This is a genomic window from Kitasatospora sp. NPDC059088 (assembly GCF_042738155.1).
Lineage (GTDB): Bacteria > Actinomycetota > Actinomycetes > Streptomycetales > Streptomycetaceae > Kitasatospora.
Genome location: NZ_JBHYGR010000164.1, coordinates 9,377 through 11,647, shown reverse-complemented (window position 1 = coordinate 11,647; position 2,271 = coordinate 9,377). Strand labels below are relative to the sequence as shown.

General features: G+C 73.9%; 1 protein-coding gene. It reads left to right on the top strand.

Features of this window, described 5'->3' with window-relative positions; genetic code table 11:
• Positions 1–125: 125 nt before the first annotated feature.
• Complete coding sequence (locus tag ACFWXO_RS40270; RefSeq protein WP_380530940.1) at positions 126–2,120, top strand: DUF3987 domain-containing protein; 1,995 nt, start codon at positions 126–128, stop codon at positions 2,118–2,120.
• The last annotated feature ends 151 nt before the right edge of the window (positions 2,121–2,271 follow it).

The window sequence follows — 2,271 nt, the reverse complement described above, 5'->3', positions numbered from 1 at the left end:
CGCGCCCGCCCCCCAGAGACCCCCCCCCCCCCCCCCCCACACCACCCCCCCCCCCCCCCCGCGCCCCCCCCCCCCGGGCCCCCGCCCCCCCCCCCCCGCCCCGCTCCCTCTGAGAGGAGCCCGCGTTGAGCACCGAGTACGCCCCGAACGTGATCCCGTTCCGCCCCGAGCCCGCCGAGGTGAAGGCCTCCGAGCAGGCCGTCATCGGCGCCGCCCTGCTCGACCCCGCCCAGATCCCGGCGCTGGCCGCCCAGCTCGGCGACCCGAGCGCGTTCTACCACCCCGCGCACGAGACCATCTGGCGCACCATCGTCCGCATGGCCGACGGCGAACGGCCCGTCGACCCGTTGCTGCTGACCGGCGTCCTGCGCGCCCAGGGCGACCTGGGCCGCGTCGGCGGACCCGGCTACCTGCACACCTGCATCGAGGCCACCCCCACCGCCGCCAACGGCGACTACTACGCCGAGGTCGTGCGCGTCGCCGCCGAGCGCCGCCGGATCGGTACGAACACCAGCCGCCTCGCCCACATGGCTGGCGACGACCAAGCCGACCTGGAAGCCGTCCGCACCGCCGCCCTGTCCGTGCTCGCCGACCTCGCCGCCGGCGACACCTGGCTCGACCCCGTTCCGCTCGGCTCCCACACCGGCCTGCCGACCTTCCCCGTGAAGGCCCTGCCCGGGTGGGTCGGCGCCTACGTCGCCGCGGTCGCCGAGTTCACCCAGACCCCGCCCGACGCCTCCGCCACCATGGCCCTCGCCGCCCTGTCGACCGCCGCCGGCGGGCGGGTGAACGTGGAGGTCCGGCCCGGCTGGCGCGAGCAGTCCAACCTCTACCTCACCTGCGCGATGCCCCCCGCCAGCCGCAAGTCCGACGTGTTCGCCTTCATGATGGGCCCGGTCTACAGGGTCGAGGCCGAGCTCCAGGCCGAGACCAGGGCGGCGATCATCGAGGCCGAGACCGCCCGGGACGCCGCGCTCGCCGAGGTCGACGCCCTGATGACCAAGGCCCGCAAGAACCCCGACACCGACCGCGCCCAGCTCATGGCGGAGATCTCCGCCGCCAAGATGCTCGCCGAGCAGATCACCGTCCCGCCGAACCCGCGGCTGACGCTGTCCGGGGACATCACCCCCGAGACCGTCACCAGCCAGCTCGCCGTCCACCGGTGCCTGGCCGCGCTCTCCCCCGAGGGCGACCTCTTCGACAGCATCGTCGGCCGCTACAGCAGCAAGCCGAACCTGGGCGTGTTCCTCCAGGCCCACAAGGGCGAGCGGCTCCAGGTCGACCGCATCACCCGCGAGCAGACCACCATCGACAAGCCCGCCCTGACCATCGGCGCCACCCCGCAGCCCGCCGTCCTCCAGGAACTCGGCGCCGCCTCCGGGGCCCGCGACCGGGGCCTGCTCGCCCGCTTCCTCTACTCCCTGCCGCCCTCCAACCTCGGCTACCGCAAGATCCGCACCACCCCCATCCCCGACAAGGCGGCGAACGCCTACGACCGCAACCTGACCCGCCTGCTCCGCGCCATGACCGACCTCACCGAACCCGTGGTCGTGCTCATGGACCAGGCCGCCGACCTCGCCGTCGAACGCCTCCAGGAACGCGTCGAGGTCCAGCTCCGCCCCGACCAGCCGCTCTCCCACATCAAGGACTGGGCCGGCAAGCTCGTCGGCCACACCGCCCGCATCGCCGTCCTGCTCCACCTCGCCGACCACATCGCCTCCGACCAGGACCAGGGCGCCTGGCGGGCCGGCCTGGAGGCCGCCACCGTCGACCGCGCCGCCGAGATCGCCGACTACTACACCGCCCACACCCTCGCCGTCTTCGACCTCATCGCCGCCGACCCCGCCACCGAGGACGCCCACGCCCTCCTCCAGTGGCTCCAGCGCCCGAAGAAGGACGGCACCCACCGCACCCACATCAAGGCCCACGACGCCGTCGCGTCGTCCCGGCGGTTCAAGAAGGTCGCCGACGTCGAACCCGCCCTGACCCTGCTCGAACAGCACGGCTACCTCCGCTCCGACCAGACCGGCCCCACCGGCCAGCGAGGCCGCCCGCAGGCCATTACCTACCGTGTCCACCCCTCCATCGGAACCCCCGGGGACGGAGCGGAAACCCGGTAACCGTCAGGGATGTCAGGACAAATCCCTGACCAGCCAAAACAACCCCGGACACGGCGTGACGGGTATTTTGGGGTGGGACGCGGCAAGGACGGCGGGGGGGCGTGGGCCGCCGCACGGTTACAGGCCCGCACCCCCGCCCCGCGCCCGCGCG